Raw genomic sequence first — 26,819 nt, 5'->3', positions numbered from 1 at the left:
CGATCGGACCGTGCGCTAAATTTGAGAGAAAATCGTTCTAAGCCTGGTCGAGTCCGTAGAGCGTGTGCAGCGTGCGCACCGCGAGCTCGGTATAGGCGGCGTCGATCAGCACCGAAAACTTGATCTCCGAGGTGGTGATGGCGCGGATGTTGATGTTGCGCTCGGACAATGCCTTGAACGCCTTCGCCGCGACGCCGGCATGGCTGCGCATGCCGCTGCCGATCACTGAGACCTTCGACACGTCGGTGGCGCTGTCGAGCCGGGCATAGCCGATCTTGCCCTTCGACGAGGTGATGGTGTCGCGGGCGCGGTGATAATCAGAGGCCGGAACGGTGAAGGTGAGATCGGTGGTCTTGCCGTCCTCGGAGACGTTCTGCACGATCATGTCGACATTGATGTTGGCTTCGGCCAGCGGGCCGAAGATCGCGGCGGCAACGCCCGGCTTATCCTCGATCTGGCGGAGCGAAATCTGGGCTTCGTCCTTGGAAAAGGCGATGCCGGTGACGACGTGGCTTTCCATGATTTCCTCCTCGCTGCAGATCAGCGTGCCCGGCGGTGTGCCGTGCGGGTCGATATCCTCGGGCTTGTCGAAGCTGGAACGAACGAACACAGGCATGTTGTGCACCATGCCGAGTTCCACCGAGCGCACCTGCAGAACCTTGGCGCCCAGCGAGGCCAGTTCCAGCATGTCCTCAAAGGCGATCTTGTCGAGCCGCCGCGCCTTGGGAACCACCCGCGGATCGGTGGTGTAGACGCCATCGACGTCGGTATAGATGTCGCAGCGGTCGGCCCGGATGGCGGCCGCAATCGCCACCGCCGAGGTGTCCGAACCGCCGCGCCCGAGCGTGGTGATCCGGTGGGTCTGCGGGTTGATGCCCTGAAAACCGGCAATGACGGCGACTTCCTGACGATCCTTGAAACGAGCGGCGATCTCGCTGCCGTCGATCTCGAGAATCCGCGCCGAGGCGTGGGCGTCCGAGGTTTTGATCGGGATCTGCCACCCTTGCCACGAGCGGGCCTGGATGCCCATGCCCTGCAGCACGATCGCGAGCAGGCCCGCGGTCACCTGTTCGCCGGATGCCACCACGGCGTCATATTCGCGCGCATCATGCAGCGGCGAAGCGTCGCGGCACCAGTCGACCAGCTCGTTGGTCTTGCCGGCCATGGCCGATACCACGACGGCGACGTCATGCCCGGCATCGACTTCACGCTTGACGTGACGCGCGACATTGCGGATTCGATCGATGTTGGCGACGGACGTACCGCCGAATTTCATCACGAGGCGGCCCATGACGTCGCGTGCATTCCCTGTGAGGATAAGTTAGGTGACCCGCACGGAAACTGGAGCGCCCGGGCCGAAAGCGGCGTATACAGAGCGACGCGGTCCGGGGCAAGCACCTCCGGTTCCGTTTTCGACCCAAAAATGGCGCAAATTGCTGTGGTGACGGGTTAATTCAGGACGAGCGTATGGGGCGTTATATCGATGATATCCTGCAGCCCGGCGAGAGGGTGCTGTATTCGACCAACGCGCACTGGATGTTCTATCTGCCGGCCATCGCGGCGTGGACTGTGGCGATCGTGTTTCTGGTGCTGTCGCGGATGGTCACCGCCGACGCGCTGATGTTGCTTTGCCTGGCGCTGGCTGCCGTCGCCGGACTTGCGGCATTGTATTGGACCGCGACGGCTTGGTTCCATCGCTGGACCACCGAGACCGACGTCACCAATATGCGAGTCGTCCACAAGACGGGCTTCATCAAGCGGCGAACCTTCGAGATGAGCCTCGACAAGGTCGAGAGCGTCGACGTCAACCAGAGCATTCTTGGCCGTATCCTGAACTACGGCGACGTCACCATTCAGGGCGTCGGCGAGGGTACGCAAACCATTTCCACCATTTCGCGCCCGCTGGCGTTTCGCACCGCCATCACCACCCGACCGTCCGGCACCTGAACCATGGCCATGCAGCAAAATTCTCCCGCCGGGTTGTCGGGCAAGGGCTCTACCGTCGACCCGGCCGAGGTCGCGAAATTTTCGAAATTGTCGGATGAGTGGTGGGACCCCAAAGGCAAGATGGCCCCGCTGCACAAGATCAACCCGCTGCGGCTCGCCTACATCCGCGACGCCGCCTGCCGCAAGTTCGAACGTAACTCCAGGAGCTTGAGTTGCCTCTCGGGCCTGCGGATCCTCGATATCGGTTGCGGCGCCGGCCTGTTGTGCGAGCCGTTGACGCGGCTGGGCGCGCAGGTGATCGGGATCGATCCATCCGCGACCAACATTGCCGCTGCCAAGCTGCACGCTGACAAGGGGCATCTGTCGATCGACTATCGCTGCACCACTGTCGAGCAGATGGACCACCGCGAGCGCTTCGACATCGTGCTGGCGATGGAAGTGATCGAGCATGTTACCGATGTCGGCGCGTTCCTCGCCCGCTGCGCGGCGATGGTCAAGCCGGGCGGGATGATGGTGGTCTCGACGCTGAACCGCAACTGGAAGAGTTTTGCGCTCGCGATCGTCGGCGCGGAATATGTGCTGCGCTGGCTGCCGCGCGGCACCCATCAGTGGGACAAGTTCGTCACGCCGGACGAACTCGCCCAGCACCTCGCCAACAACCGCTTCACCATCACCGAGCAGGCCGGCGTGGTCTACAACCCGCTCGCCGACAGATGGAGTATCTCGTCCGACATGGATGTGAACTACATGATGGTGGCGGAGGGGATCTGAGTTGGTGCCGGCGCTAGCCGGATAACTGGTGCCGTCTCTGCGTTCGCGCGGACGACGGCGAGTTTTTGTCGCGCGCATTCCCGCTATGACGCCGCTCCGGTTGACCGCATCCGCGGTGCCCGGCACGGTGTGGCTCCTTTCCGCCGGTATTCCCCATGCTGTCCGTCGCCACGCTCTGGATTCCCTTCACCATCGTCGCCGCGCTGGGCCAGGTCGCGCGCAATGCGATGCAGCGGTCGTTGACGGGGCCGCTCGGGACCTGGGGCGCGACCAATATCCGCTTCCTGTTCGGCTTTCCGTTCTCACTGGTCTTTTTCGCGATCGTGATCGCTGTAACGGGCGATCACGTGCCGTGGCCGACGGCTGTATTCTGGCCGTGGTTGCTGCTGGGCGCGCTCAGCCAGATCGTCGCCACCGGCCTGATGCTGCTCGCGATGAACGATCGCTCTTTCGTCGTGACGACTGCATATCTAAAAACGGAGGCGATCCAGACCGCGATCTTCGGCTTCATCTTCCTCAGCGATCGTCTGACGCTGCTGAAAGTCGTCGCGATCATGATCGCGACCGTCGGAGTGGTCATCACCGCGCTGCGGCCAGGCGGCGAGAAGGGCTTTGCGGAGTTGAAGCCGACCATCATCGGCCTGGTTGCAGCGGGCTGCTTTGCGCTGTCGGCGGTCGGATTTCGCGGCGCGATCATCACGGTGCCCGGCGTCTCCTTCGTCACCGCGGCCTCCTACACGCTGGTGTTCGGCCTGTTCGTGCAGACGCTGGTGCTGACGCTCTATCTGCTCGCCCGCGCGCCTGATGTGCTGATGAAGATTTTCGGGCTGTGGCGGCCCTCGATGCTGGCGGGCTTCATGGGCGCGTTCGCCTCGCAATTCTGGTTTCTGGCATTTGCGCTGACGGCCGCCGCCAACGTGCGCACGCTGGCGCTGGTCGAGGTGTTGTTTGCGCAGGCTGTGTCGTATTACTCGTTCAAGCAGCCGTTATCGGCGCGTGAATTGTCCGGTATTGTCCTGATCGTGATTGGTGTGGCGCTGCTGGTGGCAGCTTGATGCGGGAATCGTAGGGTGGGCAAAGGCGCATTGCGCCGTGCCCCACCATCTCTCGACGGCCGCAGTGTTGGTGGGCAGGCTTCCGCCTTCGCTCGTTGAGCTACGGCGGACAAGTCGCTTTGCCCACCCTACGGAATGACGGTGAACATCAATTCCGGTCTTCCGGCAGCACTGGCAGCGGCGACACCTCGACGCCTTCCTCGATCAGCGCACGGGCCTCGTCGGGCGAGGCCTCGCCATAGATCGGGCGATGCTCGATATCGCCGTAATGCATCTTGCGCGCTTCGTTGGGGAAGCGCTCGCCGACATTGTCGGCGTTCTTGACGATGTGATCGCGCAATTCCTTCAGCTTGGCGCGCAACTCGCGCTCCTGCGCCATCAACAGCGGCGTCGATTCCGATCCGGTTACTTCCGCAGGCGCGCCCGGCGCGGGCGCGGCTTGCTCGCGGCCCTTCTTGCTGACGATCTGCGGAGCCATGATGGCGCGCTCGACCTTGACCGAGCCGCAATTCGGGCAGCTCACCAGCCTGCGCTTTTCCTGGGTCTCATAAGCCGCGGAGCTTTGAAACCAGCTTTCGAAAGCATGGCCCTTCTCGCAGCGAAGATTGTAGCGGATCATGCCGAGCCCCGGACGATGTGCAGATGCTCGGGGCCGGCCTTGGGATCGGCAATGCCGAAGCGCCTGCCATGCTGCAGCGACGGCACGGCTCTCCGAGCCGTTTCGACCCTGGATGTGTCGATCTTGGCGAGGAACACGCCGGGCTCGACGCCACCCTCGGCGAGGATCTCGCCCCAGGGGCCGATGATCAGTGAATGCCCGTAGGTCTCGCGCTTGTTCTCATGCATGCCGGCCTGCGCCGCGGCGAACACGAAGCAGCCGGTCTCGATGGCGCGGGCGCGCAACAGCGCGTGCCAATGTGCCTCGCCGGTTTTCCTGGTGAAGGCCGAGGGCACGGTGAGGAACGACGCGCCGGCCTCGGCCAGCGCCCGATAGAGCGCCGGAAACCGCACGTCGTAGCAGATCGTCAGCCCGATGCGGCCCCACGGCAGGTCCGAGATCACGGCAGTTTCGCCCGGCTGGTAGTTGGCGGATTCGCGATAGCTCTCGCCGCCAGGCAGGTCGATATCGAACATATGGATCTTGTCGTAGCTCGCGAGCAAATTGCCGTCGGGCCCGATCAGGAACGAGCGGTTGACGGCGCGCTCTGGCGAGAAGCGCAGCGCCAGTGAGCCGATGTGAAGATAAATCTTCAGCTCCGCAGCCAACGCGCGATAGGCCTTCAGCGAGAGGTCGTCTTCTTCCGATGCGAGATGCTCGAACAGCGCCTTGCGGTTCAGTTGCATCATGTTGCTCACCTCGGGCGTGAGCACGTAGTCGGCGCCTTGCGCTGCGGCCTCGCGGATCAGGTTGATGCCCTGTTCGAGGCTCGGTTCGGGCAGCAGCCCGGTGCGCATCTGCACCATGGCAGCGGTGAAGGTGGAACCAGCGCTCATGAGGGGGCCTTTTCTCCTGCCAGCAAAGCGTCGAGCTTGCCCGCGCGGTCCAGTGCATAGAGCTCGTCACAGCCGCCGACATGGGTTGTGCCGATGAAGATCTGAGGGAATGTCGAGCCGTAGCCGGCGCGGTCGTACATCTGGTCGCGATAGGCCGGGTTGGCGGCCACGTTCCGTTCCGTGAACGCGGCGTTCTTGCGCGTCAGCAGCGATTTGGCGGCGGTACAGTAGCCGCAGCCCGGGCGGGTATAGATTTCAATGGCGGTCATGGCGCGCTCTGATTGGCAAGTCGTTTTTCGGCAAGTCTTTGAACTATATGGGAGCCCGGTGGCTGTCCACAACCCGCGCGAATACCAGCACGTCGACCTGCGCGGCCTTGGCGCGCAGTAGCGCCCGGGCGCAAGCATCGGTCGTCGCGCCGGACGTCAGCACGTCGTCGATCAGGATGACGCGGCGGCCCTGGATGTCGGCGACGCGGTCGGCGGCGACCTTGAAGGCGCCCTGCACATTGCTGGCGCGCTGTGGTCGGGATAGCCCGATCTGCTGCTCGGTCGCGCGAATGCGGCGAAGCGCCTCAGAGGCCAGTTTGACGCCGGTTTGGCGCGAAATCACGCGCGCCAGTGCGCCGGACTGGTTGTAGCGGCGGCTCCAGCCGCGCCGCCAGTGCAGGGGAACCGGGACCAGCACGTCGGCCTCATCGAGCAATTCTTTGCCCGCGCGGGCCATCCAGCGGCCCATCGCCGGCGCCAGATCGGTGCGATCCTGGTATTTTAGCGCATGAACCAGCGTGCGGGCGACGTCGTCATAACGCACCGCGGCGCGGGCGCGCTGATAGGCCGGCGGGTTGGCGATCGCCTCCATCGACAGCAATTCGGGACCGGGGTCGTACACAAAGGGGATGCCGAGTCGCGGACAGAACGGCGGAGCGATGAACGACAGTTTCGCCCAGCATGCCGCGCAAACGCCTTCGCCATGGACCGGTTCGCGGCAGGAAACGCACTGCGTCGGCAGCGCGATGTCGAGCGCGAGCCGCGGCAGATGCGCGAATGCGTCCCGGCAGGCGCGCAACGCGCCGCGCAGATGGCTGGAAATGGAGCGTGGTGGTGATGCCTCGGCGTCCATCGGGCGAGGCTAGCGCCGTGCCGCGCGCGGCTCAAGCACGGCATTGCCAGAGATAGGCGGCCAGCGTAACCAACCGGCATGGTTTCGAGCTCGACCGCCGCACCCATCCTGTTCGATCGCGCACTCTTGCGCGCGCGGATGGAACGCGCGCGGCGTGGCGGGCCGGTGACGTTCTTGCTAAATCGCGTCAGGGAGGACATGGAGGAGCGGCTGCAGGCGGTGATGCGGAATTTTGCCGATGTCGCCGATATCTGGACGCCTGGCGATTTGCTGCGAAAGCCCGTCGCCGATCGTTTCCAGTCGATCAGCCGGATCGATGTCGATCAATCGGAAACGCTGCACTTGCCGCCGCAATCGCTCGACCTTGCCGTCTCGGCACTCGCATTCCAGTTCGTCAACGATCTCCCTGGCGTGCTGGCGCAGATCCGCCGCGCGCTCAAGCCCGACGGATTGTTGCTAGCGGCGATGATCGGCGGCGATACGCTGACGGAGCTCAGACAATCTTTTGCCGCTGCGGAAGCTGAATGCGAGGGCGGGGTGTCGCCGCGCGTCGTGCCGTTTGCGGATTTGCGCGATATCGGTGGCCTGCTGCAGCGTGTAGGCTTGGCGCTGCCGGTCACCGACGTCGATCGCGTCGTGGTGCGCTACGACAGCGCGTTTTCGTTGATGGCCGATCTCCGGCGGATGGCTGCGACCAATATTTTGATCGAGCGGCGCCGGACGCCGACCCGTCGCGCCACCATGTTGCGGATGGCGCAGATTTACGCCGAACGCTTTGCCGATACCGACGGCCGCATCCGCGCGACCTTCGACGTGATCTGGCTGTCCGGCTGGGCGCCGCATGAGAGCCAGCAAAAGCCGTTGAAGCCGGGTTCGGCGAAAGCAGGCCTGGAAGCGGCGGTGAAGAAAACTGCTCCCAAGTAGACAACCCAAGGCGGGATGAGATTAGGCCATGTACCCATAACCCGTCGGCGTGACGCGACGAAGACTATGTCCGCTTTGCCCAGCTTGCGACCAGGCTCGCGCCGCGGCGCAATATGTCGCGAAGGGGGTCACTTGCCGACCTAACCGAAAGGGCATCAGCGGCGGCTAAGAACCTAAGAGCGGACAAGATATCCTTTTCTCACGGGTCCCTCTGGCACTTGGATAGCCCGCCGGTAATTCGCACCCCGCCACCGCGCTAGCTTAAGGCGCTGAAAGTCAGGTTGACACGGTTGACAAGGTTGACATCGGTTGACAGGGAGTTTCTTCGAAACTCTAGGAGAGACGTTCTCAAGGCCGGTCTTCCTGGTCCACGCGCAAAACTGTAATCGGCCACATGAATGGCTGCATCCACAATGGCGAGAGATCCGTGGCCGCGGCTAGCTAGATAATCGATAGCATCGGACTTCGAGGCGAAGTGATTGAGCCAGGTCCCTTGGCCCATTCGGCATTTATGACCCGTCACGGCATACGCTAACCATGTAGATGCCCAGCTCATTGGTTTTGATAAGCTCGTACGGATCGGTCACCCCTTCTTCCCGCAGCCATTTGATCTGCAATTCGTATGCTTGGCGTTCGTAAGCAGCAATACAGGGGAGGACGATGTTGTTTGATCTCTGCACGTGGTGCACCAGTTCATGCAGCAGAGTGCTTTTCTGTCGCAGATCATCGGGTCGCCAGCCCTGAGGCAGGTAAATTGACCCCTCGTTGCGATTATAGAGCGCCTGCAACTCCAGCCCGCTATTTTCCGGCGAGCCATGTCGCAGTGCCATTTCCGCCGGTGTCACGAAGTGGATCGGCGGATGATCGGGAGCCGACAAACCGGTCTGGGCAACGATCCATGCGATGTAGATTGCGATCAGGCTATCCAAGGAAACGACCTCCTGCAGCAAGACCGCAGCGCGGCCTGCTGGTGACGAGCATTTCCCGAGTTTCGGAATCCTGGCTAGATTGGCGCGGAGCGGATTGCTCGGGAGGCGCGATCAAGTGTTCGTATTGACGCAGGATTCGACCTGCCTGAAGGCACCGTGAGCTGTGCAGCGCCGACGTGGTAAAAGCGAAGAAGCTTCGCCTTTCCTTTTCGACGTGAAACGGAGCGAGAGGCGGCAGTACGGCCGAAGGGTGCGAAGTGTTTTTCATTATTAGGACACCACGGTAGATTGATGATTTAATGCGTTGTCAGCACAATATCTGGAACCAACGGCCTCGACGGCTGACCGCGCGATGGCGGCAGTTGCAGGGGCATAATCCAGGATTGGCAGGCGCTTCAGCGTGATCGGTTGCCAGAAAAAGCGGCACGCTTCAGCATGCGCTTCAAGCACGTCGATGCCGACATCGCGTAGAAAATCAGATCTGTCCCTGATATCCTCGCGCAGCTTTGACCGGAAGCAGGCGCGCTCCCACCATCTCAAAGGCAGCCGCGCAATGGCATGGTCGGCGTGACCAAGTTTATTTCTGTAAATTTGCAAAAAAACCTCCTGAGGCAGTTTCGTCCGCGATGATTTTTCTTTGAAAAGAAGGCGCTTGGATATTCACCGCTCATATCGATTGCCGCTCCGGGTGTGAGTATTAAGAAGAAAGGCAACACCCGCGTCTCGGAGGCGCTAGATCGTGCGATCAATCGCCACTGGAAATACGAACGTCATGTCGCAAAAATTCTTCACCGAAAGATCTTTGATCTCTCGATATCTCTCGGGGACGTCGATGCTCCCGCTTTTGCAACCGGAGCAGCGCATGACGGGATGATGAAAGAGCCGGGAAGCCATCGGTACCGTTCGCTCTTCGACAGGCCTCCCAATGTCGTCACGGTGGGAGGACCCGTCTTCCCCGCACCCGTGCTGAATATCGCGCCACGTGATGCGTCTGAAAACTACCTAGAAAGGTGGTTCGTTGTCGTTTATGCATGCCCGCGCAGGCCGGCGACCTGCACACGCTTTGGGAAATGACATGCATCTCTCCACGGATCCCATCGATCCGCAAAACCAAGATGTCTATGCACTCTGGGATCAGCTGGCCGACTTCTCGGTCGCCGACGGCGACGCCGCGCTGACACACCTGCTGTCCGCACTGCGTACCATGTTGTCGGCACGCAATGTGCTATGGGGTGTGCTTGTGCGATTGCCTTCGCCGAAGCGGACCGATCCCTTGCTCGGCTGGCGTCCGCGCCTCGTCCGGGTGCTGGACCCGATACCGGCCGTGGCGGCATCTGTGCAGAAGCAGTACGATACGCTCTGGTCCGGCAACGTCGACCTGTCTCAGATTCTTTCCGCGTCGGGAGATGAGCCGTTCCGTGTCCGCCTGCTGTTCGAAGCGCTGCCGCCGGAATGGTTCGAGGGCGAGCATTATCGTCGGCACTATTTGGACGTCGGATTCGCCGACAGCATTTCAGTGCGCATTGCGCTCAATGACGACGTGAGGATCCGCCTGTTCGTATTTCGCGATGCACAGGCACCTCGCTTCTCGGCGCACGACGGCCAGCGCCTGGGCTTCACGATGCGGGGGTTGAGATGGTTTCACCGTCAACAACTGCTCAGCCACGGCCTGCTCATCGCCGACGCGGCCCTGACACCCGCTGAGCGCAGGGTATTGCTCGCACTGCTCGACGGGCACGCGGAAAAGGAGATTGCGCAGAAGTTTGACCAAAGTCCGAACACCACGCACTTCCACGTCAAGTCGATCTACGCCAAGTTCGGCGTGCGCAACCGCGGGACGCTAGCCGCGCTCTGGCTCGGCAAGCTGCGATAACGAACTGAAGCCGCAGTCAACCCGGGGATGACGCAAACCGCTAGGGGCGGTTCTAAAACGCGGACGGCGGGCCGATGCACCTATGAACGACGGAGAGATCGTTCGATGGGAGCTGTAACCGAAGCCTTTGGGTCTGTGGCGCGACCGGCAAGTCAAAGAACCGCTGCGCAAACCTGACCTCAACCAAGTTCGCCCGCGAAGGCCCATCCACCGATAGAGGCCCCGCGAGGCTGCGAACCCGAAGTACCACCTCCTGAGGTCTGGTCTGCTTCGGGTCATTTTCGACAGATTCGCCGGCGCGTGTGGACTAGTCGATGTCGGCTTTACCCCGAAAGCGCCGAAGCCGAGCCAGGACCAGGCGCGTTGCGTTTGGCCGGACGCCTGTGATCCAAACTCCGAGATGGGGGGCTCTGATCATGGGCTATGAACTCGCCGATTGTGAATGGGTTGCCATAGCGATGCCTGCCCAACAAGCCGCGTGGGCAATCTGCTTCAGCCCCTTATCTTTACCGCGCTCCTAACAGAGTCGAACGGTTCTTCGATCGGACCAAGCGATGTCATCGGGTCGCGACACGCTACGACAAGCTCGCCGCCAATTACCTTGCCTTCGTCCAGCTTTCATCCATTCGGCTGTGGTTTGCTGCGCGTTATGAGTCCACACCGTAGGTTGGGCCGTGACGACGGACCATCTTTCTTCTCGTGCCCCTGACGCAAGCAGCACGAGTGCGGCGCGCCGGCCCCATTCTACTTTGCATGGGGTTGTTTTCGCGATTTTGTGTCTGGGCTCTGCGTGCCGCCGAAGAGGCGCTGCGCTGGCAAGGCTCTTTGACGTTGATGAATGCCCGGATCAAGTCTGATCAAGTCCGGGCATGACGGTGGTATGCGCCACCTCACATCAACAAATCAATCAGATGCGGGATCAGCGGAATGTCCGCGGGCGGCATTGGGTAGTCGCGCAGTCTGTTGGCGCGGACCCAGGCCAGTTGCTGGCCTTCGCGCGCTATCACCGTGCCTTCCCAGCGCCGGCAGATGTAGAGCGGCATCAACAGATGAAAGCTTTCGTAGGCGTAGCTGGCAAAGGTCAGCGGCGCCAGGCACGGCTCGCTGACGTCGATCCCGATCTCCTCATGCAGTTCGCGGATCAGGGTCTGCTCGGGCCGCTCGCCGGGCTCGACCTTGCCGCCGGGAAATTCCCACAAACCCGCGAGCGCCTTGCCTTCCGGCCGCTGCGTGATCAGCACGCGCTTGTCGGCATCGACGAGGGCGCAGGCGACGACCAGAGTAAGCTTGATATCAGCCATGCGCCGCTTTCTCGCTTACGAACGGTAATCGCCATTGATCGCGACATATTCCTTGGTGAGGTCGCAGGTCAGCACGCGGTCGCGGCCCTTGCCGAGGCCAAGCGCGACCTTGATCTGGATCTTGGGGTTCTTCATCACCTCGGAAACCTCCGCCTCGTTGTAGGACGGATCGCGCGCGCCGCTCTTGGCGACGCGGATGCCGTTGAACGAGATCGAAAGCTTGTCGCGGTTGGCGGGCTCGCCGGCCTTGCCGACCGCCATCACCACCCGGCCCCAATTGGCGTCCTCGCCGGCGATCGCGGTCTTTACCAGCGGCGAATTCGCGATCGACATGGCGATCTTGCGCGCGGAGTTCTTGGTGGTCGCGCCTTCGACGATAACCTCGACCAGCTTGCGCGCGCCTTCGCCGTCGCGGGCCACCTGTTCGGCAAGGTTGGCCAGCACACCCTGGAAGGCCTTGGCAAACGCCTTCAGGCGCGGATCGCTGGCGCGGCTGATCTTCGGCGCGCCATCGGCAGCAGCCGCGCCGGTGGCGAAGGCCAAGAGCGTATCCGAGGTCGAAGTATCGCTGTCGATGGTGATGGCATTGAAAGTGTCCTCGACGCCGCTCTTGAGCAGCGACTGCAGCACGGCGGAGGACAGCGGCGCGTCGGTGAACACGAAAGACAGCATGGTCGCCATGTCGGGCGCGATCATGCCGGCGCCCTTGGCCATGCCGTTGATCGTGACCTTGGTCTTGCCGAGCTTCACCGTGGCGGTAGCGACCTTCGGAAAAGTATCGGTGGTCATGATGGCCTTGGCTGCGGCCATCCATTCATCCGGCGCAGCTTGCTCGGCGAGCGTGCCAAGCACGCCGTTGAACTTGGTGGCATCGAGCGGCTCGCCGATCACCCCGGTAGAGGCAAGAAACACCTCGTTGGCGCTGCAGCCGACAGCTTTTGCGGCGATCGAGGCCGTCAGTGCCGTCGCCTGCCGGCCGGTCTTGCCGGTGAACGCGTTGGCGTTGCCGGAATTGACCACCAGCGCGCGGGCGCCGCGGCCGAGTTTGGCGCGGCACCATTCCACCGGCGCAGACGGGCATTTCGATTTGGTGAACACGCCGGCAACCGTGGTGCCCTTGTCCATGACGGCGAGCAGCACGTCGGTGCGCCCCTTGTAGCGGATGCCGGCGGCCGCCGTCGCAAGCTTCACGCCCGCAATCGCGGGCATCTCGGGGACATTGGTCGGGGCGAGGGGAGAGACGGTATTGGACATGGGCCAGAATCCGAGCGTGGGATCAAATTCGATCGTCATGGCCGGGCACAGTAGCCTGCTTCTGCGCAGACTACTTACACTTGTCTGCGCTCCCGGCCGTCCACGTCTTCAGCAGCCGTCAATGAAGCTCTTAAGACGTGGATGCCCGGCACAGGGCCGGGCATCACGTCTCATTACTGAAGTCTGGGTGCGAAGTCGATTTACTTCTTCGCCGGCGCCATCTTGGAATCCCCGGGCTTTGCGGCATCCGGCTTGGTGGCCTCGGCCGGCTTGTCCATGCGCTCGACCTTGGCAGCTTCGCGCAGCTTGGCGACGTATTCGGCCTGCGCCTTGCGCGTCACATAGGTCTCGATCTGGGCCTTGACCTGCTCGAACTCGGGCGCCTTGCGGGCGCGCTTTTCCTCGACCTTGATAAGGTGCCAGCCGAATTGCGACTTGACGGGATCGGAGATCTTGCCGGGTTCGAGCGTGAAGGCGACAGCGGAGAATTCCGGCACCATCTGTTCCTTGGTGAAGAAACCGAGATCGCCGCCATCGGAGGCGCCGGGGTCCTTGGACTTCTTCTTCGCCAATTCGGCGAAGTCGCCGCCCTTCTTCAGCTCTTCCGCGATCGCCTTGGCCTCGTCCTCGGTCTCGACCAGGATGTGCCGGGCGTGGACTTCCGCTTCGCCGGTGATCTGCTTGGACGCCTCTTCATAGACCTGCTTCATGGCCGCTTCGGTGGTCGCCGCCTTGCCCTCGGTGGCGAGCAGGCTGTCCATCAGCAGGCGGCTGCGCGTGAATGCCAGGCGCTTCTTGAAGTCCTCGGAATTCTCGACCTTCTTGTCCTCGGCGGCCTTGGCGACGATCTTCAGGTCGATCAGGAAGGCCAGCACGTTGTCCTTCTTGGTCGCCGGGTCCATTTGCGCGAGGCTGGGGCCGAGTTCCTCTTCCGCCAGCGCGACATCGCTCTGGCGGATCTCCGCACCGTTAACCTTGGCGAGAACGGGGTTGTCTTGGGCGCGAACCGGCACGCCGGCGGCCAGAACAGCAGCCAGACAGGCCATTACGGCCAAAGAACCCCGTGAGGCGGCCGTGCCGAAGCGCAGGCCGGTTTTCGTTTCCGGGAACGAGGTGGTCATGGAAAATCCTTGTCTTGAAGAGGGGCGCCAAAGGCGGCGGGACACTCGCCCAATCATGCGGCCTTGGCAACGCGAAAAGTCTGTCAAAATGATGAATTCCTTGACATATGGACCCACGTTGACAAGGCCCGAACCCGGCCATATCTGTGCCGGATCGTTCAGCGGCGATAGCGCTTATTTTGCTGCGTTTTTTGCCGTTGAACCTTGGATTGCTTAATTCCCACTCATTAGGCGGATGACGCCCCGGAACGGGGTATTTGCCGCCGTGCGTCACGGTGAGTTGATAGGCAATTTGGTGGTCCATCACGGCTTGCAACGCAAGTAACGGCAAAGGCAGGAATTGGCATGATCGGCGCGCTCGCCCGCAAGTTTTTCGGCTCCGCCAACGACCGGCGGGTGAAGGGATATCAATCCCGCGTCAATGCCATCAACGCGCTTGAGCCCGAGCTCGCGAAACTCTCCGATGAGGCGCTGAAAGCCCGCACCGCCGAGTTCCGCCAGCAGCTCGCCGACGGCAAGACGCTCGACGACATTCTGGTTCCAGCCTTCGCGACCGTCCGCGAGGCCGCCAAGCGCACCCTCGGCCAGCGGCATTTCGACGTCCAGTTGATCGGCGGCATCGTGCTGCATGAGGGCGACATCGCCGAGATGAAGACCGGCGAAGGCAAGACGCTGGTGGCGACGCTCGCGGTCTATCTCAACGCGCTGGCCGGCCGGGGCGTCCATGTCGTCACCGTCAACGACTATCTCGCCCGCCGCGATAGCGCATGGATGGGCCAGATCTACAATTTCCTCGGGCTCACTGTCGGCGTCATTGTCCATGGTCTCGACGATGCTGAGCGCAAGGAAGCCTATTCGCGCGACATCACCTACGGCACTAACAACGAATACGGTTTCGATTATCTGCGCGACAATATGAAGTACCGGCTGGAGGACATGGTCCAGCGCGGCCATTTCTACGCCATCGTCGACGAAGTCGACTCGATCCTGATCGACGAGGCGCGCACGCCGCTGATCATCTCCGGCCCGCTCGACGACCGCTCGGATTTCTACAACACCATCGACACCTTCTTCCCCCAGCTCGACAAGACCGATTACGACGTCGACGAGAAGCAGCGCACGGTGACGCTGACCGAAGCCGGCATGGAGAAGATCGAGACGCTGCTGCGCGACGCCGGCCAGCTCAAGGGCGAGTCGCTCTACGACGTCGAGAACGTCTCGGTCGTGCACCACATCAACCAGGCGCTGCGGGCGCATTCGCTATTTACCCGCGACAAGGACTACATCGTCCGCGACGGCGAAGTCATCATCATCGACGAGTTCACCGGCCGCATGATGCCGGGACGGCGCTATTCGGAAGGCTTGCACCAGGCGCTGGAAGCCAAAGAGCACGTTCAGGTCCAGCCGGAAAACCAGACGCTGGCCTCGATCACCTTCCAGAACTATTTCCGGATGTACGAAAAGCTCGCGGGCATGACCGGTACGGCCGCGACCGAAGCCGACGAATTGTTCGACATCTACAAGCTCGAGGTCGTGGAAATCCCGACCAATCTGCCGGTGGCGCGTCTCGACGAGGACGACGAGGTCTACCGCACCCAGACCGAGAAATACGCCGCCATCCTGGCCGAAATCGAGCGCGCCAATGCGCGGCTGCAGCCGGTGCTGGTCGGCACCGCCTCGATCGAAAAGTCGGAAGTGCTGGCCGACTATCTGAAGAAGCACGGCTACAAGCAGATCGATTTCGGCAACGATGCCGCGCTGGAGAAGCTCTATGCCGCGGCGCGCGCCGGCAAGCCGGCGAAGCTGTTCGCGGTGCTGAACGCGCGCTTCCACGAGCAGGAAGCCTATATCGTCGCCGAGGCCGGCGTGCCCGGCGCGATCACGATCGCGACCAACATGGCCGGCCGCGGTACCGATATCAAGCTCGGCGGCTCGCTCGAGATGCGGATCCTTCAGGAGACCGCCGACATCACCGACGAGGCCGAGAAGGCCAAGAAGATCGAACAGATCAAGGCCGACATCGAGCGCTTCCGCGAGATCGTGCTGAAGGCTGAGGAAGTGGTGGAGCTCGAGCCTGCCAAGGGCTCAAAGGCGGCCAAGACCGTGACCAAGCCCGGCGGGCTCTACATCATAGGCTCGGAGCGCCATGAATCCCGACGCATCGACAACCAGCTCCGCGGCCGCTCCGGCCGCCAGGGCGATCCCGGGCGCTCGAAATTCTTCCTGTCGCTGGAAGACGATCTGATGCGGATCTTCGGCTCCGACCGGCTCGACACCATGCTGCAGCGGCTTGGCCTTAAGGAAGGCGAGGCCATCATCCATCCGTGGATCAACAAGGCGCTGGAGAAGGCGCAGCAGAAGGTCGAGGCGCGCAACTTCGATATCCGCAAGAACCTGCTCAAGTTCGACAACGTCCAGAACGACCAGCGCAAGGTGATCTTCGACCAGCGCGTCGAGCTGATGAGGAGCGACAGCGTGGCCGAAATGGTCACGGATATGCGTCACGACTTCATCGACGATATCGTCGCCAAGCACGTGCCCGAGCATGCCTATGCCGAGCAGTGGGATGTCGCCGGCCTGAGAGAAGAATTGAAGCGCGTGCTCGACATCGATCTGCCGGTCGATGAATGGGCCAAGGAGGAAGGCATTGCCGACGAGGAATTGCTGACGCGGATCGAGCAGCGCGTCGACGAGCATATGGCGGCCAAGGTCGCGCAATGGGGTCCCGACGTGATGCGCTACGTCGAGAAGACCATCCTCTTGCAGACGCTCGATCACCTCTGGCGCGAGCACCTGATCATGCTCGATCATCTGCGCCAGGTGATCGGCCTGCGCGGCTATGGCCAGCGCGATCCCTTGCAGGAATACAAGTCGGAAGCTTTCGGCCTGTATGAGGCAATGACCGCGCATCTGCGCGAGGCGGTGACGGCGCAATTGATGCGCGTCGAGATCGTGCCGCCGGAAGAGCAGCAGCCGGTGCTGCCGGCGATGGAAGCGCACAAGTTCGATCCCAATACCGGCGAAGACGAGATGGCCTTTGCCAACGCCTCGCTGGTGCCCCAGGCTCCGGCCGCCGATCGCGATCCGAAAAACCCTGCAAGCTGGGGCAAGGTCGGCCGCAACGAGGATTGTCCCTGCGGAAGCGGCAGGAAGTACAAGCACTGCCACGGCAAGTACGCCTGAGCGCAACGTGCGCGTGATTGAGCGCTGACTGCATCATCCGCGAAAGCGGATGATGCAGTACGCAGCGCGGCTTCCGTACATGCAAATTGTCTCGGAGTACCGGACGCCTGGCCTTCGCGGGCCATGACGATGGAATGCCTACGCGAATTTAGCTGACCGCTGCGAAGGCTCGGATCGTCCTCTAGTTCGAGCTGTCGATCAGGCTCTCGAGCAGACGCTTGAGCTCGTTGGTCGATTTGTCGCCATAGCTCTCGACGATGTGCTCTTCCTGGCTCACCGCCAGCGAGTTCAGCCGCTTGCTCAGCGCCTTGCCGCGGTCGGACACGAACATCAGGACCTTGCGGCGGTCCTTGGGGTCCTGAACGCGGTAGACCAGCGCGTCTGACACCATGCGGTCGACCATCTTGGTCAGCGTGGGATGGTTGAGCAGCACCGCGTCCGCAAGCTCGCCCATGGAATGGCCGTTGCCATCGGACAGAACTTTAAGGATGCGCCATTGCTCGACAGGCACGCCTTCCTTGCTCAAGCGCATTTCCAGCTGCCGGTTGATCTCCCGGTTGGCTTGCGCGAGCAAATAGGCGAGGTGTTCGGTGATGGGGGAATTGTCTTTCGGCGGTTTGGCCACGGCTGAGACTTCGTCTTGATCCGAATGTGAGTGAATGTCCGGCAACGAGTGCCGTTTCTATATGCACTTCAATTGTTGAATATTCAATATTTTCAAATAAGATATTTCTCCAACTTAGAGGGCGGATGCCGCGGCCGCCCGCTGGATGTGTTTTGGTCTGGTGCCAGACAGGAGTTGGCGTGCGTTCGACGGTAAACTTCCCGGCTTCCGGCGGCCCTACGTTTCCGCCGCAGTTGCTGTTTCGAAACCTGTCGGCGGCGGCGGATGATCGCGCCTTGTCGCCGGACGATCATGCCTTCTTCAGGCGGCGCGGCGCCGGGAACAGGCTTCGGATCGGGGGCTTCATATGCTGCACCGGCTCTCCCGGGGTTTGGGGCCCATCCGCCACGAGCAGTGCGCAGCTTGCGGTCGCGGAGATCAACAAGCGCGGCGGTATCCTTGGACGCGAGATCGAGCTTTCGATCTACGATGCAGGCGGGCCGCTCGACGACGTCCTGCATCGCGCCGAGCAGGCAATCGGGTTCGACGAAGTCGATCTCATCGTTGGCTTGCACACCAGCGCGGTCCGCGTGGCTCTGCGCAAGATTACACGTGGCCGCGTGCCCTATGTCTACACCCCCGTTTACGAAGGCGGCGAACAGACGCCGGGCGTGATGGCGATCGGCGAGACGCCGCGCTGGCAGATCCGGCCGTCGATCCATTGGCTCAGCGAAGTCAAGAAGGCCGCGCGCTGGTATCTGATAGGCAGCGACTATGTCTGGCCCTGGCAGTCGCATCGCGCGGTGAAGCGGTACATCAAGGAAGCCGGCGGCCACGTTGTCGGCGAGGAGTTCGTCCCGCTCGGCGAGGACAATCACGAGCCGCATCTGGCGCGCATCCGCGCCGCGCGGCCCGACGTTGTGCTGATCTCCCTGATCGGAACCGACAGTATCACCTTCAATCGCTCCTTCGGCGAATCCGGGCTCGCCCCCACCATGCTGCGGTTCGCCGGAGCGATGGACGAAACCGTGTTGCTCGGCATCGGTGCCGACAACAGCGAGAACCTGTTCTGCGCGTCCGGCTACTTCCCCTGTGTCGGCTCGCGCGCCAATGACGAATTCATGGGCGGCTATCGCGCGATGTTCGGTCCAAATGCCCCGCCGATCGGCTCGCTCGGTCAATCCAACTATGAAGGGTTGCGCTTTCTTGAAGCCGCGGCCAACCAGGCCGGCACGCTGGCGATGGGACCCTTGTTCGCGGCGGGGCGCAATGTCGTTTATAGCGGCGCGCGCGGACCGGTGATCGTCCGCGATGGTCGTGTTCGGATGCAGATGTATCTCGCCGAGGCCGATGGCCTCGACTTCAAGGTAATCAAGGCGATCTAGTAACGACGGAACAATCTTCTTCAGTCGAAATCCGAAATAATGCTTGAAAAGGAAAATATTTCCGTTTTAAATACCCGCGCAAAAGCCACGGTTCGCACGCGATAAGCGGGCAGCCGGCTGCACGCCCAGGGATCAATAAGCTTCAGGAGAGCGTCGTGTCAGTCGTCCTTCCAACACCAGCGCAACTTCGCGCCGTCGCCGAACAATGCGGCCTGTCACTGACGGAAGAGGACGTGGCCTCTTTCCGCGGCCTGATGCAGGGCTCGATCGACGCCTACAATCTCGTGGCAGCAATGCCGGACGAGGTGCCGCCGGTAAAATATCCGCGCACGCCCGGCTACCGGCCGCAGCCGGAGGAAAACCCGCGCAACGCCTGGTACCGCAAGTCGACCGTGAAGGGCGCCGCTTCCGGCAAGCTCAAGGGCAAGACGGTGGCTCTGAAGGACAACATCATGCTGGCGGGCGTGCCGATGATGAACGGATCGGCGACGCTGGAAGGCTACGTGCCCGATTTCGACGCCACCATCGTCACCCGCATGCTCGATGCAGGCGCCGAGATCGCCGGCAAGGTTCACTGCGAATCATTCTGCATGTCCGGCGGCAGCCACACCGGCGCGGTCGGGCCTGTGCACAATCCGCACAAGATGGGCTATTCGGCCGGCGGTTCGTCGTCGGGCAGCGGCGTCGTCGTCGCACTCGGTGAGGTCGACATGGCGATCGGCGGTGACCAGGGCGGGTCGATCCGCATGCCGTCCTCGTTCTGCGGCATCTACGGCATGAAGCCGACTTGGGGGCTGGTGCCATACACCGGGATCATGCCAATCGAAATCTTCGTCGACCACACCGGGCCAATGACGGCGACGGTGGCGGACAACGCGCTGCTGCTGGAGGTGATCGCCGGAGACGACGGCTACGATCCGCGTATCAAGGCCCCGAAGGTCGAGGAGTACACCAAGGCGTTCGGCGGCGGCATCAAAGGGATGAAGATCGGCATCCTGAAGGAAGGCTTCGAACAGCCGACGGCCGAGCTGGCGGTCAATGAGAGCGTGCGAGAGGCGGCAAAGCGTTTCCGCGACCTCGGCGCCATTGTCGAGCAGGTCTCGATTCCGATGCATCTGACCGGGCCCGCGATCTGGACGCCGATCGGCACGGAAGGCATGACGCAGACCATGATGTATGGCGACGGCTACGGACTTAGCCGTGCCGACCTCTATTCGACCTCGCTGATGGACTTCCATCGCGGCTGGCGGCGGCAGGCCGACTCGCTCTCGGAGACCACGAAGCTGTTCCTGCTGCTGGGCACTTACATCAACAACAATTTCGGGCCGCGCTACTACGGCAAGGCGCTCAACATCTCACGGCGGTTGACCGCCGCCTATGACAAGGCGTTCAAGGATTACGATCTCCTGCTGCTGCCGACGACGCCGATGAAGGCGACGCCGTTGCCGCCGGCCAATGCGAGCCGCGAGGATTATGTGGCGCGGGCGCTCGAGATGATTGCCAACACCGCGCCGTTCGACATCACGCATCATCCTGCAATGTCACTGCCCTGCGGCATGGTCGACGGCCTGCCCGTCGGGCTGATGCTGGTCGGCCGGATGTTCGAGGAATCGACGATCTATCGCGCCGCGCACGCCTTCGAGCAGATCGGCGACTGGAAGAAGATGTGAGAGGTTCATCGTTGCAGGCCGGCTGGACATAGGACATGGCTAGCGCATTCATCACGGCATTCGAGATCCTGAGTTTCGGCGCGATCATCGTTCTGGTCGTGCTGGGGCTCGGGATCATTGCCAGCATGATGGGGATTTTCAACTTCGCGCAGGGCGAGTTCGTCCTGCTCGGCGCTTACGTTACCTATCTGGCGCATAGCCGCGGGATTCCGATCTGGGCGGGCATGGCGGCTGCGCCATTCATCGTTGGCGGCCTCGGCTTCGTGCTGGAAGCGCTTATCATCCGGCGCTTCTACGCCGCGCCCATCGTGGCGATGCTTGGCACCTATGCGCTGGGCCTGATCATTCGCGAGAGCGTGCGCGGCCTGATCGGCGGTTTCTATCTGACCGTGCCGGAGCCGATCGGCGGCTCGATCGATATCGGCACGATGCACATTTCGGCGTGGCGCTTCACGATTATCGTCATCACGCTGCTGGTGATGGGCGGCTGCTATCTGTTGCTGTCGCGGACCAGCTTCGGCCTTCGCGTGCGCGCGACGCTGGAAAATCCGGCGCTGGCGCGGGTGTCGGGAATCTCGACGCCCCTGATCTACGGCGCCACGTTTGCCTTCGGCGCCGCGCTGGCGGGGCTTGCCGGCGCGTTGATCGTGCCCGTGTTCAGCCTGTTCGCCGACCTCGGCATCCGCTTCCTGATTCAGGGCTTTGTTGCGGTCATGGTCGGCGGCGTCGGATCGTTTATCGGCCCGGTCGCCGGAGCCGGCTTGATCGGAACGCTCAGCGCGGCGCTGCCCTGGGTCATGGCGCCCGTGGTTGCCGACGTTCTCGTCTTCGTACTCGCCATCGTCTTCATCAAATTCCGGCCGCAAGGCCTTATCGCTGGAAAAGGGGTTTAGTCGCATGTTTGCCGATCGCCTTGATTTGACGCGCCGTCGTTTCCTCAGCGGCTTTGCTTTCACGACCGGCGCGATTGCGGCCGGGGTCGGCAGCTGGGTGGTCAGGCCCGACTGGGCCAATGCCGCCGAAGGCCCGATCAAGGTCGGCATCGCAACCGACCTGACCGGCCCGATCGCGTATGCCGGCAATGCCGACGCCAATGTCGCCAAGATGGTCATCAAGCAGATCAACGCTGCCGGCGGCCTGCTCGGCCGGCCGCTCGAGCTCTATATCGAGGATACCGCCTCCAACGAATCGGTCGCCGTCGGCAACGTTCGCAAGCTGATCCAGCGCGACAAGGTCGACATGGTGCTCGGCGGCATCACCAGTTCGATGCGCAACGCGATCAAGGATCCGATCGTGGCGCGTGGCAAGACGCTGTACATCTATCCGCAGCTCTACGAAGGCAAGGAATGCACGGCCAATCTCTTCTGCACCGGCCCGACTCCGGCGCAGCAATGTGACGAGTTCATCCCCTGGCTGATCAAGAACGGCGGCAAGAAGTTTGCGCTGCCAAGCGCGAACTATGTCTGGCCGCACACGCTCAACGTCTATGCGCGCAAAGTGATTGAATCCAGCGGTGGCGAGGTCGTATTCGAGGAGTACTACCCGCTCGACCAGGTCGACTTCTCAGCCACCGTCAACCGCATCATCTCCAACAAGGTCGATGTCGTCTTTAACACCGTAATCCCTCCCGGTGTCGGTCCGTTCTTCAAGCAGCTCTACGAGGCCGGCTTCCTGAAGAATGGGGGACGGCTGGCCTGCGTGTACTATGACGAGAATACGCTCAACATCAATCAGGCCAGCGAGATCGAGGGCCTTGCAAGCTGTCTCGACTACTTCAAGGCGCTGACCAAGGACGATCCGGTCAGCGCCAAGATCCAGGCGGCCTACGAGAAGGATTTCCCCGGCAACTTCCTGTTCGCCGCCGGCAGCGCGGCGACCGGCACCTATCGCGGGCTGAAGCTTTGGGAAGCGGCGGTCAAGGAAGCCGGCAAGATCGACCGCGATGCGGTGGCCGCGGCGCTCGATCACGCCAAGATCGCGGAAGGTCCGGGCGGACCGGCCGAGATGGTGCCGGGCAAGCGGCACTGCAAGATGAAGATGTATACCGCTGTTGCCAAAGGCGGGAACTATGAGATCGTGGGCCGCAGCGACGGCCTCGTCGATCCCAAGGAATGCTGAGTGATCCATGGGTGCAGCAAAGCAGGCCCTTCGCGCAACAGTGAGTCGGGGGCCCGACGTTTCGATGGCTGACAGTGGATTGGATCGAGCATTGCCGGCGCGACAAGCGGCAGGACGAAAGGTGCTCCCGATCGTGGAAGGGGCGGTGCTGATCGCAGCGCTGATCCTGCCGCTGGTTCTGCAGGACTATCTCACGGTGTTCGCCACCCGTGTCATTATCCTCGCCCTGTTCGCGCTCTCGTTCGATCTGGTGTGGGGATATGCCGGCATCATGAGCTTCGGTCAGGCCCTGTTCTTCGGGTCGGCCGGTTATGGCGTTGCGCTGATGGCGCGCGACCTCAACATCACCTCGATCTTTCTGGTGCTGCCGGCGGGAACGCTGATCGGGCTTACCACCTCGCTGCTGCTCGGTGGCTTTCTGCTGCTCGGCCGGCATCCCTCCAGCGTGATCTTCGTTGCACTCGGTACCCTGACCGGATCCTACGCCGCCGACCGCCTGGCGCGCGGCTGGTACTATCTCGGCGGACAGAACGGCATTCCTTCGATTCCATCGATGTCGCTCGGCAGCTACGACATTACCGAGGGACCGGTCTATTACTATTTCGCGCTCGGCACTCTGGTCGTCGTCTATCTGCTGTGCCGCTTCTTGGTGCGCTCGCAGTTCGGCCTGGCACTGGCGGGGCTTCGCGAGAACGAGCAGCGCATCGCCTTCTTCGGATACAAGGCGCAACACCTGAAGGCGATTGTTTTTGCCGTCGGCGGCACCATCGCAGGCCTTGCAGGTAGTCTCTACGCGTTTCACGAGGGCTTCGTCTGGCCCAATATGGTCGGCGTGGTAATCTCCACGCAGGTCGTGCTTTACGTTTTATTCGGCGGATCGGGCACATTGATCGGCGCGGTTATCGGGGCCGTGATCATCGAGGGCGTCAGCTTCTGGCTGTCGGACAATTATCGCGACATCTGGCCGATCCTTCTCGGCGTGTTGCTGCTGCTGGTGATCCTGTTCCGCCCGCTCGGGCTGATCAGCTTCGTGCTCGGCGAACGCGAGCGCGTCGGCAGTTTTGGGGCCGGGCCGAAGGAGAAGCGCAATGCCGCTCCTTGAGGCGACCGGTATCGTCAAGGTGTTTGGCAAGCTCACCGCGCTCGATGGTGCAGCGCTGACGATAGGCGAAAACGAGTTTCACGGCCTGATCGGGCCGAACGGCTCGGGAAAAAGCACGCTGATGAAGTGCGTCGCAGGCGCCGAGATGCCGACCCAAGGCAAGGTCAGCTTCGTCAACCGCGATATCACCCTGTTGTCGCCGACCGAGCGAGCCCGCGCCGGCATGAGCCTGAAATTCCAGATCACCAGCGTGCTGCCGACACTGACGCTGTACGACAACATCCTGCTGGCGCTGCAGGCGCAATCATCGCTGTTCGATCTGGTGTTCTCGCGCACGCGCGGCGCGCTGCACGAGCAGGTAATGATGATGCTGAGCCAGTTCCGCCTCGCCGATCGCGCGCATGACGCTGCCGCGGCGCTGTCGCACGGGCAGCAGCAATGGCTGGAAATCGCTATGGCGCTCGCAGCCAGGCCGCGGCTGCTGCTGCTGGACGAGCCGACCGGCGGCATGAGCCTGGAAGAACGCCGCGTCACCGGCGAACTCCTGCAGCCTATCAAGCAGCATTGTTCGCTTGTGATCGTCGAACACGATCTGGATTTCATCCGCGATATCTGCGACCGCCTGACCGTGATCGACCAGGGTCGTGTGCTCGCGTCCGGAACGGTCGCCGAGATCCAGGCCAACAAGAGCGTCCAGGAGATTTATCTGCGCCGTGCCTGAACAGACATTTCTCGACATCCGGCATCTCGAAGCCGGCTATGGCCGCAGCCAGGTCCTGTTCGATGTCAACATCGGCATTCCCTGGCGCGGCGGCGTCGCGGTGCTCGGCCGCAACGGAGCCGGCAAGACCACACTGATGAAGACGATCGTCGGCGAGCTTGCGAGCTCGAAGGGCGAATTGTTTTTCGACGGCCGTGACATCACCCGGCGCCGGACCGAGGAGCGGGTCCGCTCGGGCATCGGCTACGTGCCGCAGGAGCATTCGGTGTTCGCTCGGCTCTCGGTGCGCGACAATCTCGCAGTCGGCTCGCTGTTCAACGTTGATCCGACGGCGGTCGATCGGGTCCTGGCCATCTTCCCGAAGCTCGGGCAGCGGCTCGAACAGCCGGCCGGCACGCTGTCGGGCGGCGAGCGCAAGATGCTGGCGATCGGACGCGCGATGCTTGGCGATCCCAAATTGCTGCTGCTGGACGAGCCGACCGAAGGCGTGTGGGTCGGTGTGATCGAGGAGATTACCGAGCGGCTCATCGAGTTGGCCAAGCAGATCGCGGTCGTCATCGTCGAGCAGCATCTCGATCTCGCGCTGCGCGTCGCCGATTATGCCTATGTGCTCGATCGCGGCAAGGTGGCGCTGCAAGGCGCTGCCGGCGAGGTGCGGAGCGATCCGGAACTATTGCGCTATCTCGCACCGTAGCGTTCGCCGAAGGAGCGCCGGCGTCGATGGCTGATCCGGCTATGAAGGTGTTGCCGCGCCTTACTTCACCGCCCCGAAGCGGCTGTCGAACGAGTTCGTGGAGATGATCGGTGCGGAGCCTGCGACTTGATTGTCCTTGGCGGCAGGTGCCGGGCTATCCGACACCGACGGCTTCAGCGGCGGGCGGCTGGCGGCGGCGTGTTTGGCCTCGGGTTTCGCTGCCGTCGTCGTCTTCGGCGCAGCGGCTTCCGGCCGCGGCGGCTGCTTGGTCTCGGCTGCCTTCGGTTTAGATGGCGGGGTGCTGGCGGTGGCCTCAGCTGCGCCACCAAGGCCGACCTTGCGGGCGAGGCCGGAGAAGAACCCGTCATCTTGCGCCGTCGGCGCCGCATTGGCGACTCGCGTCGAAGCTGCGGCAGGGGCGGGAGCAGATGCAGCAGCCGGTGCTGCGACCAGTTTCGGCTGCTCGGGCGGACCCATTAGCAGGTTTTCGGACGGAGCTTTCGGCGGATTGACGTGGGAGGGAACGGTGCCTGGCGCACGCGCCATCAGCGACAGGCTTGAGCCGTCGCCGGGTTCCGAAAGACCAGTGCTGCCTTCGGGCACACGGGCGGCGAACACCCTGTGCATGCCGCCGTCGATGCCGGTGTTGATTCGGGCGACGGGAGTGCCTTTCGCGATCAGTCTGGCGGTTTCGGCGAGGTCGGTCGCCTGCTTCTCCCGCACAGCGTCGGCGATTTCATCTGGGATCACATAGGCTGGGCATTTGGCGGAGGCGTCGAACACCGGGTCCTTGGTCGCGTTCGGCGGCTTGGCCGCATCGAACACATACTTCTTTTCGCAGAAATCGACCTTCGGCTCCTGCCGCGTCACTTCGAAATGATCATTGCCTTCCTTGATCATTTTCCAGAACGGCATGTGCGGGTTGTTGCGGTGTTTGGCCATGTTAGCCGGCGTCATCCGGAACGGATAGGCCTGCAACTGGAACGACTTCTGGCCGCCGAAGAAGGATTCGCGGCCCAGTGAGTAGATCTCCGCGATCTGCTCGTCGGTCATCGCGTAGCAGCCGCGCGAGGAGCAGTCGCCGTGCACCATCAGTTGCGAGCCGGTGCGGCCGAGCGCCTTGTCGAACGCGTTGGGGTAGCCGGTGTTGAAGGAGAGATAATAGGCCGACTGTGGATTCATCTGCGCCGGCGAGATCGAATAGAAGCCTTCGGGCGCCTGGCGGTCGCCTTCCTTGATCTTCGGTCCGAGGTCGCCTGACCAGCGGCAGATCGGATAGGTCTTCAAGAGCGCGAAACGGCCGGAGCGGTCCTGCTTCCAGATCTCCAGTTCGGCTTCCTGCTTGAACAGCCGGACCAGGATCGGGGACTGCAGGTCCATGTCCTTCGCCGTCATATCGGCGATCAGCTTTGGCGGGACCGGCTGGTTGGCCTTGGCGTTGTTGGCGAGCGAGATTTGGTCGCTGTTGCAGCCGGCCATCAGCACGCCTGCGCCCACGAGGACAGCCGACGTGACGAGCGCGCGAACCAGCGAGCGGTTAATCAAAGGCTA

At 62.5% G+C, this 26,819-nt stretch carries 25 protein-coding genes and 1 pseudogene; 14 read left to right on the top strand and 12 right to left on the bottom strand.

Going from position 1 to position 26,819, the window contains the following annotated elements:
- Positions 1-37: 37 nt before the first annotated feature.
- Positions 38-1,291, bottom strand: coding sequence for an aspartate kinase (locus IVA95_RS22330; protein WP_247512443.1), 1,254 nt, complete (start codon positions 1,289-1,291; stop codon positions 38-40).
- Positions 1,292-1,467: 176 nt separating this feature from the next.
- On the opposite strand from IVA95_RS22330, the gene IVA95_RS22325 reads away from it, so the two are divergent.
- The 3 genes from IVA95_RS22325 (at position 1,468) to IVA95_RS22315 (ending at position 3,773) form a co-directional block, all read left to right on the top strand.
- Positions 1,468-1,947, top strand: coding sequence for a PH domain-containing protein (locus IVA95_RS22325; RefSeq protein ID WP_247512442.1), 480 nt, complete (start codon positions 1,468-1,470; stop codon positions 1,945-1,947).
- Between the two features lie 3 nt (positions 1,948-1,950).
- On the top strand, positions 1,951-2,718 hold the full coding sequence (ubiG, locus tag IVA95_RS22320; RefSeq protein WP_247512441.1) for a bifunctional 2-polyprenyl-6-hydroxyphenol methylase/3-demethylubiquinol 3-O-methyltransferase UbiG: 768 nt from the start codon (positions 1,951-1,953) through the stop codon (positions 2,716-2,718).
- A 155-nt stretch (positions 2,719-2,873) separates the two neighbouring features.
- Complete coding sequence (locus tag IVA95_RS22315; RefSeq protein ID WP_247512440.1) at positions 2,874-3,773, top strand: DMT family transporter; 900 nt, start codon at positions 2,874-2,876, stop codon at positions 3,771-3,773.
- 148 nt (positions 3,774-3,921) lie between these two features.
- Here IVA95_RS22315 and IVA95_RS22310 read toward each other — a convergent pair whose 3' ends face one another.
- The 4 genes from IVA95_RS22310 to IVA95_RS22295 are packed head-to-tail and all read right to left on the bottom strand — an operon-like array spanning position 3,922 to position 6,389.
- Positions 3,922-4,392: a DUF1178 family protein gene (locus IVA95_RS22310; RefSeq protein WP_213253400.1), complete on the bottom strand. Its 471-nt coding sequence runs from the start codon at positions 4,390-4,392 to the stop codon at positions 3,922-3,924.
- Positions 4,389-5,267, bottom strand: coding sequence for a carbon-nitrogen hydrolase family protein (locus tag IVA95_RS22305; RefSeq protein WP_247512439.1), 879 nt, complete (start codon positions 5,265-5,267; stop codon positions 4,389-4,391). The genes IVA95_RS22310 and IVA95_RS22305 overlap by 4 nt, the downstream gene beginning before the upstream one ends.
- Positions 5,264-5,536: a glutaredoxin 3 gene (grxC, locus tag IVA95_RS22300; protein WP_247512438.1), complete on the bottom strand. Its 273-nt coding sequence runs from the start codon at positions 5,534-5,536 to the stop codon at positions 5,264-5,266. Before grxC ends, IVA95_RS22305 begins: the two co-directional genes overlap by 4 nt.
- 43 nt (positions 5,537-5,579) lie before the next feature.
- Positions 5,580-6,389, bottom strand: a complete 810-nt coding sequence (locus tag IVA95_RS22295) for a ComF family protein (protein ID WP_247512437.1) — start codon at positions 6,387-6,389, stop codon at positions 5,580-5,582.
- A gap of 78 nt (positions 6,390-6,467) precedes the next feature.
- Between IVA95_RS22295 and IVA95_RS22290 the strand changes: the two genes are divergently transcribed.
- Positions 6,468-7,313 (top strand): methyltransferase domain-containing protein, encoded by an 846-nt coding sequence (locus IVA95_RS22290; protein ID WP_247512436.1) that lies wholly within the window; start codon positions 6,468-6,470, stop codon positions 7,311-7,313.
- Positions 7,314-7,822: 509 nt separating this feature from the next.
- Here the strand turns inward: IVA95_RS22290 and IVA95_RS22285 are convergent.
- Positions 7,823-8,263, bottom strand: coding sequence for a DUF6647 family protein (locus tag IVA95_RS22285; protein WP_346658029.1), 441 nt, complete (start codon positions 8,261-8,263; stop codon positions 7,823-7,825).
- Between the two features lie 249 nt (positions 8,264-8,512).
- Positions 8,513-8,839: a hypothetical protein gene (locus tag IVA95_RS22280; protein WP_247512434.1), complete on the bottom strand. Its 327-nt coding sequence runs from the start codon at positions 8,837-8,839 to the stop codon at positions 8,513-8,515.
- A gap of 478 nt (positions 8,840-9,317) precedes the next feature.
- Between IVA95_RS22280 and IVA95_RS22275 the strand changes: the two genes are divergently transcribed.
- Together IVA95_RS22275 and IVA95_RS22270 are read left to right on the top strand one after the other, a co-directional pair.
- Positions 9,318-10,115, top strand: a complete 798-nt coding sequence (locus tag IVA95_RS22275) for a helix-turn-helix transcriptional regulator (protein WP_247512433.1) — start codon at positions 9,318-9,320, stop codon at positions 10,113-10,115.
- Positions 10,116-10,619: 504 nt separating this feature from the next.
- Positions 10,620-10,781, top strand: a pseudogene (locus IVA95_RS22270) (transposase); the annotation flags it as partial.
- A 224-nt stretch (positions 10,782-11,005) separates the two neighbouring features.
- Here the strand turns inward: IVA95_RS22270 and mutT are convergent.
- The 3 genes from mutT to IVA95_RS22255 form a co-directional block, all read right to left on the bottom strand.
- Positions 11,006-11,416 carry an 8-oxo-dGTP diphosphatase MutT gene (gene mutT / locus IVA95_RS22265; RefSeq protein ID WP_247512432.1) on the bottom strand — a complete coding sequence of 137 codons (411 nt, stop codon included), beginning with the start codon at positions 11,414-11,416 and terminating at the stop codon, positions 11,006-11,008.
- Positions 11,417-11,431: 15 nt separating this feature from the next.
- Entirely contained in the window at positions 11,432-12,670 is a 1,239-nt protein-coding gene (gene argJ, locus IVA95_RS22260) for a bifunctional glutamate N-acetyltransferase/amino-acid acetyltransferase ArgJ (RefSeq protein WP_247512431.1), read from the bottom strand.
- A gap of 200 nt (positions 12,671-12,870) precedes the next feature.
- Positions 12,871-13,791, bottom strand: coding sequence for a peptidylprolyl isomerase (locus IVA95_RS22255; protein WP_247512430.1), 921 nt, complete (start codon positions 13,789-13,791; stop codon positions 12,871-12,873).
- Between the two features lie 345 nt (positions 13,792-14,136).
- Here IVA95_RS22255 and secA point away from each other — a divergent pair, with 345 nt between their 5' ends.
- Entirely contained in the window at positions 14,137-16,974 is a 2,838-nt protein-coding gene (secA, locus tag IVA95_RS22250) for a preprotein translocase subunit SecA (protein ID WP_247512429.1), read from the top strand.
- Between the two features lie 181 nt (positions 16,975-17,155).
- On the opposite strand, the gene IVA95_RS22245 is transcribed toward secA, so the two are convergent.
- On the bottom strand, positions 17,156-17,599 hold the full coding sequence (locus IVA95_RS22245) for a MarR family transcriptional regulator (protein WP_028347666.1): 444 nt from the start codon (positions 17,597-17,599) through the stop codon (positions 17,156-17,158).
- Between the two features lie 179 nt (positions 17,600-17,778).
- On the opposite strand from IVA95_RS22245, the gene IVA95_RS22240 reads away from it, so the two are divergent.
- The 7 genes from IVA95_RS22240 (at position 17,779) to IVA95_RS22210 (ending at position 25,268) form a co-directional block, all read left to right on the top strand.
- On the top strand, positions 17,779-18,963 hold the full coding sequence (locus IVA95_RS22240; protein ID WP_247512428.1) for a substrate-binding domain-containing protein: 1,185 nt from the start codon (positions 17,779-17,781) through the stop codon (positions 18,961-18,963).
- Positions 18,964-19,118: 155 nt separating this feature from the next.
- Entirely contained in the window at positions 19,119-20,633 is a 1,515-nt protein-coding gene (locus tag IVA95_RS22235) for an amidase (RefSeq protein WP_247512427.1), read from the top strand.
- A gap of 35 nt (positions 20,634-20,668) precedes the next feature.
- Positions 20,669-21,526 (top strand): branched-chain amino acid ABC transporter permease, encoded by an 858-nt coding sequence (locus IVA95_RS22230; protein WP_247512426.1) that lies wholly within the window; start codon positions 20,669-20,671, stop codon positions 21,524-21,526.
- Positions 21,527-21,530: 4 nt separating this feature from the next.
- Positions 21,531-22,751: a substrate-binding protein gene (locus IVA95_RS22225; protein ID WP_247512425.1), complete on the top strand. Its 1,221-nt coding sequence runs from the start codon at positions 21,531-21,533 to the stop codon at positions 22,749-22,751.
- Between the two features lie 64 nt (positions 22,752-22,815).
- On the top strand, positions 22,816-23,853 hold the full coding sequence (locus IVA95_RS22220; RefSeq protein ID WP_247512424.1) for a branched-chain amino acid ABC transporter permease: 1,038 nt from the start codon (positions 22,816-22,818) through the stop codon (positions 23,851-23,853).
- Positions 23,840-24,574: an ATP-binding cassette domain-containing protein gene (locus IVA95_RS22215; protein WP_247512423.1), complete on the top strand. Its 735-nt coding sequence runs from the start codon at positions 23,840-23,842 to the stop codon at positions 24,572-24,574. The genes IVA95_RS22220 and IVA95_RS22215 overlap by 14 nt, the downstream gene beginning before the upstream one ends.
- Positions 24,567-25,268, top strand: coding sequence for an ABC transporter ATP-binding protein (locus tag IVA95_RS22210; RefSeq protein ID WP_247512422.1), 702 nt, complete (start codon positions 24,567-24,569; stop codon positions 25,266-25,268). Before IVA95_RS22215 ends, IVA95_RS22210 begins: the two co-directional genes overlap by 8 nt.
- 60 nt (positions 25,269-25,328) lie before the next feature.
- Here IVA95_RS22210 and IVA95_RS22205 read toward each other — a convergent pair whose 3' ends face one another.
- Positions 25,329-26,813 (bottom strand): murein L,D-transpeptidase family protein, encoded by a 1,485-nt coding sequence (locus IVA95_RS22205; RefSeq protein WP_247512421.1) that lies wholly within the window; start codon positions 26,811-26,813, stop codon positions 25,329-25,331.
- Positions 26,814-26,819 lie beyond the last annotated feature (6 nt).

The organism is Bradyrhizobium sp. 157 (assembly GCF_023073815.1).
GTDB lineage: Bacteria > Pseudomonadota > Alphaproteobacteria > Rhizobiales > Xanthobacteraceae > Bradyrhizobium.
Note: the sequence above shows the minus strand (reverse complement) of the source record. Positions and strands in the feature narration are given on the sequence as shown.